Source organism: Microbacterium sp. CPCC 204701 (assembly GCF_004010105.1).
Lineage (GTDB): Bacteria > Actinomycetota > Actinomycetes > Actinomycetales > Microbacteriaceae > Microbacterium.
Window position 1 is genome coordinate 1 of record NZ_RRYE01000135.1, and the last position, 7,351, is coordinate 7,351.

9 protein-coding genes are annotated in these 7,351 nt (G+C 70.9%); 3 read left to right on the forward strand and 6 right to left on the reverse strand.

The features are described from left to right. The 3 genes from EIO58_RS09635 to EIO58_RS09645 all read left to right on the forward strand — a co-directional run. A partial coding sequence (locus tag EIO58_RS09635; protein WP_205789203.1) for a beta-galactosidase trimerization domain-containing protein occupies nucleotides 1-499 on the forward strand: 499 nt, incomplete at its 5' end. 91 nt (nucleotides 500-590) lie between these two features. Further along, nucleotides 591-1,046 carry an ASCH domain-containing protein gene (locus tag EIO58_RS09640; RefSeq protein WP_127819362.1) on the forward strand — a complete coding sequence of 152 codons (456 nt, stop codon included), beginning with the start codon at nucleotides 591-593 and terminating at the stop codon, nucleotides 1,044-1,046. A 22-nt stretch (nucleotides 1,047-1,068) separates the two neighbouring features. Then, on the forward strand, nucleotides 1,069-1,296 hold the full coding sequence (locus tag EIO58_RS09645) for an RNA-binding S4 domain-containing protein (RefSeq protein ID WP_127819357.1): 228 nt from the start codon (nucleotides 1,069-1,071) through the stop codon (nucleotides 1,294-1,296). Nucleotides 1,297-1,310: 14 nt separating this feature from the next. Here the strand turns inward: EIO58_RS09645 and EIO58_RS09650 are convergent, their stop codons facing one another. The 6 genes from EIO58_RS09650 to EIO58_RS09675 all read right to left on the reverse strand — a co-directional run. Beyond that, entirely contained in the window at nucleotides 1,311-2,579 is a 1,269-nt protein-coding gene (locus EIO58_RS09650; RefSeq protein ID WP_127819358.1) for an MGH1-like glycoside hydrolase domain-containing protein, read from the reverse strand. Nucleotides 2,580-2,595: 16 nt separating this feature from the next. Then, entirely contained in the window at nucleotides 2,596-4,401 is a 1,806-nt protein-coding gene (locus tag EIO58_RS09655) for a hypothetical protein (RefSeq protein ID WP_205789204.1), read from the reverse strand. A 153-nt stretch (nucleotides 4,402-4,554) separates the two neighbouring features. Beyond that, a complete protein-coding gene (locus EIO58_RS09660; RefSeq protein WP_127819359.1) occupies nucleotides 4,555-5,310 on the reverse strand; it encodes an SDR family NAD(P)-dependent oxidoreductase in 756 nt (251 codons plus the stop codon). 1 nt (nucleotide 5,311) lies between these two features. Continuing rightward, complete coding sequence (locus EIO58_RS09665; protein WP_127819360.1) at nucleotides 5,312-6,178, reverse strand: phosphogluconate dehydrogenase C-terminal domain-containing protein; 867 nt, start codon at nucleotides 6,176-6,178, stop codon at nucleotides 5,312-5,314. Beyond that, nucleotides 6,178-6,969 (reverse strand): sugar phosphate isomerase/epimerase family protein, encoded by a 792-nt coding sequence (locus EIO58_RS09670; RefSeq protein WP_127819361.1) that lies wholly within the window; start codon nucleotides 6,967-6,969, stop codon nucleotides 6,178-6,180. Before EIO58_RS09670 ends, EIO58_RS09665 begins: the two co-directional genes overlap by 1 nt. Further along, nucleotides 6,966-7,351: triose-phosphate isomerase (locus EIO58_RS09675; RefSeq protein WP_205789205.1), on the reverse strand; the 386-nt coding region annotated here is incomplete at its 5' end. The genes EIO58_RS09675 and EIO58_RS09670, both read right to left, overlap by 4 nt.

The following is a 7,351-nucleotide window of genomic DNA, read 5'->3' on the forward strand; positions in this document are numbered from 1 at the left end:
CGCCGGCGTGCGGTACCAGGAGTTCGCCGCGCTCGCCGAGCCGGTCGCCGTCGAGCCCGCGTCGGAACGCCTGGCCGAGGCATCCGGTCACGCGCACGGCTGGATCGACGCGCTCGAGGCCGACGGCGCCGAGGTCGTGCTGCGCTACCGGCATCCGCACTGGGGCCGCTACGCCGCGGTGACCCGCCAACCCGTGGACGCAGGCGTCATGACGTTCGTCGGGACGCTCCTCGACCGCACGACCCTCGCCGCGGTGGTGACGGATGCCGCCGGCCCGGCGCGCGCGCCGAGCCCGCTGACCGAACGGCCGAGCACGGTCACCGTGCACTCGCTGACCGGTGCCCGGGGTCGGGTGTGGGTGGCGCACAACTGGTCGCCGCAGGCTCGGACAGTCGGCGTGACCCGGGCCGTGGCATCCGTCGTCGACGACGCCACCCACGACGCCGGCGCCGCGGTGGAGCTCGGCGCCTGGGACGTCCGGGTGTGGCGCGAGGCCTGACGACCTGGGCTCGACGGGTGCTGCGCGTTTGAGACCATGGACTGTGACTTCCTCGCCTGTGCCCCACGTCGACGTCGAAGCAGGAAAGCGGATGTGGCAGGAGTACGCCGCCGCGCACCCGCAGGCCGTCGCCGCGTGCCCCGAGTACACCATCGAGAACTTCGGCGATTCCGAGCAGCTCGCCGACGAGCTCCTCGCTCACGTGCTCAGCGGGAGGAAGCGGGCGACCTCGGAACTCGTCGCAGATTTCGTCGCGCGCGGCGACTCCGTACCGCGGATCGGGTCCCACTGGATCGCCTGTGACGGTCGAGGCGTGCCGCGGATCGTCATCCGGAGCACCGAACTGCGCGTCGGTCCCTTCGCGAGCGCCGATGCCGCCTTCGCCGCCGACGAAGGCGAAGACGACCTGAGCCTCGAGAGCTGGCAGCGCGAGCACCGTCGCTACTGGACCCGCGTCTCAGCAGCGCACGGGCGTGAATGGTCGGAGGACGAAGAGATCGTCTTCGAGCGCTTCACGGTGGTGTGGCCGCCGGAGCATGCCGACTGACGGTCTCGACTAGCATTCGGGGATGACGAACCCGGTTCCGATCGACGACGTCTCGATCGGTGGAGAGGTCATCCGCCTCGGACAGTTCCTCAAGTTCACCGGCCTCCTCGACTCGGGCGGCGACGTGAAAGAAGCGATCATCGACGGCGAGGTGACGGTGAACGATGAGGTCGACCGCCGCCGCGGGCGGCAGTTGAAGGTCGGCGACATCGTCGGCTTCGGAGGACGCCGCCTGCGCGTCAGCCCGTGAGCGTGTGAGGTGAGCTAGAACTCGCTCACGACCGGGCGGTCCTCGAGCCACGCGATCATGTTGAGCACCAGGAAGTTCCAGTTCTGGAAGTTGCGCGTCATGATCGGCTCGCCGGTGTCGGGGTTGTAGAACTCATGGAGCGACCCGGTGGTCTCGAGGTCGCGGCCGAAGAGGCGCACCGTGTCTTCGGCGAGCGCGCGCGCGTCGTCGGCGAACCCGTACTTCAGCAGGCCGCGGAAGACGAGGTAGTTGCTCACGCCCCAGACCGGGCCGAGCCAGTTCGACGGGTTGTTCGAGGCGCGCAGGTTGTACTGCTTCTCCAGGCGCGACAGCGTGCGGATGCCGTAGTTCGCGCGAAACGTACGGCGATCGAGCACGCGCTCGCGCATCCGCTCCGCCTGATCCTGCGAGGCGAACCCGGCCCACAGCGGCAGGAAGCTCGACCAGTTGTCGACGCGCAGGAGCAGCGACGACCACGAGCGCGGGGCGCCGCGGTGCAGCCAGTCGTCGGGATCGATCGGACGCAGCGCGAGGTCGGCGCTGTAGAACGTGCCGTCCCGCTCGTCCCACAGGTGCTCGTCGATGGCGTCGGCGAGGTCCTGCGCGCGCGCACGCCAGCGGTTCGCCTCGCGCACGTCGTCGACGTCTTCGAGGAGCGACCCGTAGGCGAGCAGCTCCCGGTACAGCAGCGAGTTCAGATAGACGGATGCCGTGCTGCGCGCCGGCCGGTAGTACACCGACGGGTCGTTGTCGACGCCGATCGCGAAATCGGTCTGCCAGTACGCCAGGCCCGTCTCTTCATGGATGTGGCTCTCGAGGTAGCGCTCGAGGAAGCGCTGCAGCGCCGGCAGGTCATCACGGATCCACTCGGCGCTTCCGCGGCGGCGGGCGAGCAGCGCCGCCTGCTGTGCGAGGACGGGCTTGTGCATGTTCTCGGAGAACCCGGAGGCTCGGCTCGGGTCGGCGTGGAGGAACGGTCCGTCGGGCTTGAGCAGCACCGGCATGACGCCGTCGTCATCGGTGTGGTCGAGGAAGTTGCGGATCGTGCCCTCTTCGTAGGCGCCGAAGCGCCCACCCTGCCCGGTGTCGGCCTCGACCTGCCCCAGCACGACACCGATGAACCACGAGTCCCAGTCCCACAGCGCGTCGGAGTAGTACGGCGAGTCCGGCGAGCTCGGCACGGTGTACGGATGGGCCAGGATGCCGGACGGCTCCCGGGTCATCTGCACACTGTGCTCGCGAATGTGGTCTTCGAGCAGGCGCATCCAGCGCTCGGTCGTCATGTGATTCCTCGGTGGCTCAGGGGACGGCGGGAAGGAAAAGGCGCTGCAAGGTCCCGGCGGCCAAGGTCGCGGTGACCGAGCCCGCGGGCGTCTCGGCCTCGATACGGCGCTCGCGGCGGTCGAGGTTGGCGATCAGAACGGTCGTGCCCTCCTCGGTGCGGGCCCCGAGCGCCCACACGAGTCCGTCGGGGGAGTCGCCGCGCAGACCGGGCTTCTGCGCGAGCTCCGCGAGCGCGGTGACGGCGTCGAAGACCGGGAACGGCGTGCCGTCCGACCCCCGGACGCCGCGAGGGCCCCATTCCTCGAAGTACGCGAGCGTCGCAACCCCCGGCACGGCGAAGGCGGCGGCGCTGGCCACCGTCCACGCCGCCAGCTCGGCAGCCGACTGACGCGGGTCCGCGGCTGAACCCACGTGCCCGGAGGCTCCGGGCGACGCGCCGGCGGCGTCTGGAGGGGGCGTGGAGACCGTCAATGCCGAGCCGTAGCCGTCACGGAGATCGTCGTGCGAGGGCATCGGCGGGGGCGTCGTCGCGACGTCGTTGAAGTGCGGGCGCAGCGAGATCGGGCCGATGTGAACGAGAGGCCCGCCGGCGAGCTCGACGCCCTGCGTCGCGACGAGGCGCTGCATCTGCAGTGCCTCGATCAGCTGCGCCGTGCCGAGGCTGTGGAAGAGCGGCGTGCTGCTGAACACCACGCCGTCGAGCCGCCGGGGCAGACGCTGATGCTCGCGGTTGAGCTCGGTGAAGTGCGACCGCACGCCGCCCACGACGAGCGCGTCGACGCCCGCTTCGGTGAGGGCATGGCGCAGGAGCGCGATCGCCTCGAGGTCGGAGACGTGGCGGGCGGGGCCCGTCGGCCAGAATGCCGTGACGCGTGCCACAGGCAGGTCGCGCAGTGCGTGGGCCGCGTCGTCGATGGCGGTGGTGTCGTCGTCGGCGAGCACGAACCGCACGTCGAGGGGGAGAGCGGATGCCGCGGCCCGGCGCAGCGCGGCACGCCAATTGCGCGTCGCGAGGTCGAGCTCGACGATGACCGCCGACCAGGGCGCCGGGTCGATCCTCGCGGGTGCGGGATCGGGCGCGGTCGCCGCCGACACCGCGATCGCGGGCAGCGCGGGCCCGTCCTCGAGACGGATGCGAGCCACCGCGTCCGCCGGGACACGCATGGGCGCACCCGACACCGTGACGTCGATCGACTGGACGACCCGCTCACCCGCGGCGAGCGGGTACGGGAAGGGCAGCGCGAGCGGTCGGCTGTACGTCTTGTACGAGGCATCCGTCCAGTTGCGCTGGTCTTCCATCTCGAACACGTCGCCGGCGAAGTGCAGGTCGACGTCGAGGCCGTCGTGCGACCACGACAGGCCCGCGATGTCGAAGGCCGGCTGGTGCGGACTGATGCGCGCGGGGAACCGGGTGTGCAGAGCGTCACCGCCGGGGTGGCGGACGTCGAGCTCTGCCCCTGCGAGCACAGGCGGATGAAGGACGACCAGACCCGTGCGGTTGGTCTCGAAGTCGGTGGCGGACTCGAGGTCGGTGAGCACCCGGAGCCGTCCCGCTCCCCGCACCTCGGCGCGAACGATCCCGCGCAGGTCCGACCCGAGCCCCTCGGAGTGCACATGGAGGGTCAGGGCGAGGTCGGACTCGTCGACGCGGTCGACGACGAGCGCTGCGGTGTCCCAGTTGCGATCGCGGATGACGGCGCGAACCGAACGCAGCACGACGTGACCGTCGTAGGCGATGTCGGCGAACTCGTCGTCGCGCAGTTCGAGCGACCACTCGCCGCTTCGCCACCCCCGGACGCTGTCGTCCCACCACTCCGTCATGTCTTTCATCCTCGTACTCCCCATACCCTTCCTCGCGACCCCTTCCCGCTGAGACTGCACCTGACGGATGAGACGGTGGGTGACACCCGCACTCTCGTCGATCAGATGCCGTCTCAGCGGGGGAAGGGCGGCGGCGGGGCGCTCGAGGCGGCCTCAGAGCGAGGTCATGCCGCCGTCGACCTGGAACGTCGCACCCGTCGCGAAGGCGCCGTCGTCGCTCGCGAGGTACACCATGATGCCGGCGACATCGTCGGGCGTCCCCGCGCGGCCGATCGGGATGCGGCGGATGATCGCCGCGCGCAACTCGGGGTCCTCGCTGATGGCGGCGACGAGCGGGGTCTCGGTGTACGCCGGCTGCACCGTGTTGACGCGGATGCCGCGATCGGCATATGCCGCGGCGACGGTGCGCGCCAGTCCGTGGACGCCGGCCTTCGACGCGCTGTACGCCGTGAAGTCCCTGCCCTCGCCGTTCACCGCGGTCGGGCTTCCCGTCATTATGATCGAGCCGCCGCCGCGCCGCAGCAGGGAGCGCACCGCGTGCTTGACGGTGAGGAACGTGCCGGTCAGGTTGACGTCGATGGTGCGGCGCCACACGTCGAGGTCGAGGTCGGCCACCGGGGCGTCCTGCCCGAAGAGCTGCACGCCGGCGTTGGCCACGACGACGTCGGGCGCCCAGCCGGCCGCCTCGACCTCGGCGAAGCCTGCGGTGACGGCGTCCTCGTCCGAGATGTCCATCGTGACGGCGCGCGCGTTCTCGCCGATCGCGGCGGCTGCGGTCGCGGCGCCCTCGCCGTTGCGGTCGGCGAGGATGACGCGCGCCCCCTCACGGGCGAAGCGCTGGGCGACCGCGAGGCCGATGCCCAGTGCGCCGCCCGTGATGAGCGCGGTCTTGCCGTCGAGCTGCCGCATCTCAGCGTTCGATCTTGTCCAGGTGCAGCATGCGCGCGAGATTCTTGTCGAGCTCGTCGTCGCGGAAGATCTTCTTCCAGTCCTCCTTGATGATCGACTCACGGCCGTAGTCCATCGCGATGAGGCACGCGTCCGAGAACGGGTTGTCGCCGCGCAGGCCGTTGGCGAGCGCCACCTGCGTGTGGCCGTAGAGGATGCTGCGCGCCGCCGCTTCGGGCACGCCCATCGTGTCGACGGCCTCCTGCAGCGCCTCGTTGAGCAGGTCGCCGATCATGCAGGCGACCGTCTCGACGAGTGTCGGCTCGAGCTGCGCGAGCTGCTTGATCGTCACCCAGTGCACGTCGATGACGGGCGCGTAGATGGCGCGGACCGTGGCTTCGACGATGGCCTGCTTGGCCGGGTCGTCGGACTCGATCGCGGCGATGGCGTCCTGCGGCGCGGCGATGCCGCCGAACGTGTCGGCCCACTCCTCGGCGCTCTGGCGCTGCAGGAAGATCGACGGGTGGCAGGGGTGAGCGACGGCCTGGATGACGTCCTCGCGCGTGGTCAGCAGCCCGGCGTAGGCGGCGGCCGGGTCGAGGGTCAGCACGATCGCGCCCGACTTCACCTGCGGCACGAGCTCGGCGGTGACGGACGCGAGGGCGAGGTCGGGCACGGCCAGCACGACGATGTCGGCGTCGGCGACGGCGGTCGCGGCATCCGTCAGCTCACGACCCGCGCCGGTCGTGCGCTCTCGGCCCGCGGGCGATTTCTCGACGTACCAGACGGTGTGGTCGGTTCGTGCGAGGTTGTTCGACACTCGCATGCCCATCTTGCCGCCGGCGCCGATGACGGCGATCTTGTAGGTGTCGGTCGTCGTCGTGCTCATCATGTGCTCCTCAGGTACTCGATGGTGGTGCGGGTCCATTCCCGCTCCGTGCGGATGGTGGTCTCGGGGTCTGCCTGCCAGGAGAGCCAGTGCTCGACGACCTCGTTGATGCCGCGCTCGCGCGGGCGGACGGTCTCGAGCAGATGGGGATAGTCGTGGAGGCCGCCGCCCATCGGCGCACCGCCGTAGGTGAAGCCGACCCAGCCGGCCTGCCGCGCGAACGCGAAGTCCTTGACGTGGATGTTCTTCACGTGCGGCGCGGTCGCCTCGACGCAGTCGCGGGGGCGCTCGAGACGCGCGACGACGTTCGCCGGGTCGAGGCACACGCCGAGCCGGTCGCTGCTGATGCGCTCGATCAGGCCGACGAGATCGTCGGTCGCGACCTGCTCGTACGTCTCGAGGGCGAGGTCGACTCCGGATGCCTCGTACGCCGGCAGCGCCGCGCGCAGCCACTCCTCGGACTGGGTGAGCGTCGGGCGGTTCTCGGGGGAGAAGAGCATGCTGCGCACGAGGCTCGAGTCGAAGAGCTCGGCGAGCTCGAGAAAGCGCGCGAGCCGCGCGGGCTCGATGCCCTTGGTGCCGAGTTCGATCGTGAGTCCGAGGTCGCGTGCGGCCGCCGCAGCATCCGTCAGCTCGGCATCGCTCATCGACTCGAGCGGCGCGTAGTCGCAGATCTGGAACAGGTCGACGCCGAGCTCTTTCGTCGCCTCGAACGCGCCGACGAGCGACAGCGGCTCGGGCGCTCGGTCGGAGTGCTGCCAGAAGAAGGCGTAGGTCCCGAGCCCGATCATGCGCCTGCTCCGGTTCGGGCGGCGGCGAGGGCGGAGGCCTCGTCGAGCACGGCGATGAGGGCCTCGGGGTCGTGCGCGAAGCGGCCGAGGAACAGTCCGTCGACGGCGCCGCCGAGGGAGGTCAGCAGGCCGGGGCCGGCGGAGCCGCCGTAGATCACGACGCTTCCGCCACGGGCCGGGTCGGCGGCCAGCGCCTCGGTGAGCGCTCGGGTGACGGTGGCGATGTGTGGGGTGGGCGCGGGCACGGGCGCACCGATCGCCCACACCGGCTCGTACGCGGCGAGGACGGGGCCGGCCGGTGCGCCGTGGAGGTCCGCCTGGAGCTGCGCGACGGTCGCCGCTGCGGCATCCGTCGCGTCCATGCGCTCGGTCTCGCCGATGC

Excerpts from the sequence above, each read along its gene's own strand:
- EIO58_RS09640 (WP_127819362.1), top strand. The coding sequence starts at position 591 with ATGTGGCAGGAGTACGCCGCCGCGCACCCGCAGGCCGTCGCCGCGTGC.
- EIO58_RS09645 (WP_127819357.1), top strand. The coding sequence starts at position 1,069 with ATGACGAACCCGGTTCCGATCGACGACGTCTCGATCGGTGGAGAGGTC.
- EIO58_RS09650 (WP_127819358.1), bottom strand. The coding sequence starts at position 2,579 with ATGACGACCGAGCGCTGGATGCGCCTGCTCGAAGACCACATTCGCGAG.
- EIO58_RS09655 (WP_205789204.1), bottom strand. The coding sequence starts at position 4,401 with ATGACGGAGTGGTGGGACGACAGCGTCCGGGGGTGGCGAAGCGGCGAG.
- EIO58_RS09660 (WP_127819359.1), bottom strand. The coding sequence starts at position 5,310 with ATGCGGCAGCTCGACGGCAAGACCGCGCTCATCACGGGCGGCGCACTG.
- EIO58_RS09665 (WP_127819360.1), bottom strand. The coding sequence starts at position 6,178 with ATGAGCACGACGACGACCGACACCTACAAGATCGCCGTCATCGGCGCC.
- EIO58_RS09670 (WP_127819361.1), bottom strand. The coding sequence starts at position 6,969 with ATGATCGGGCTCGGGACCTACGCCTTCTTCTGGCAGCACTCCGACCGA.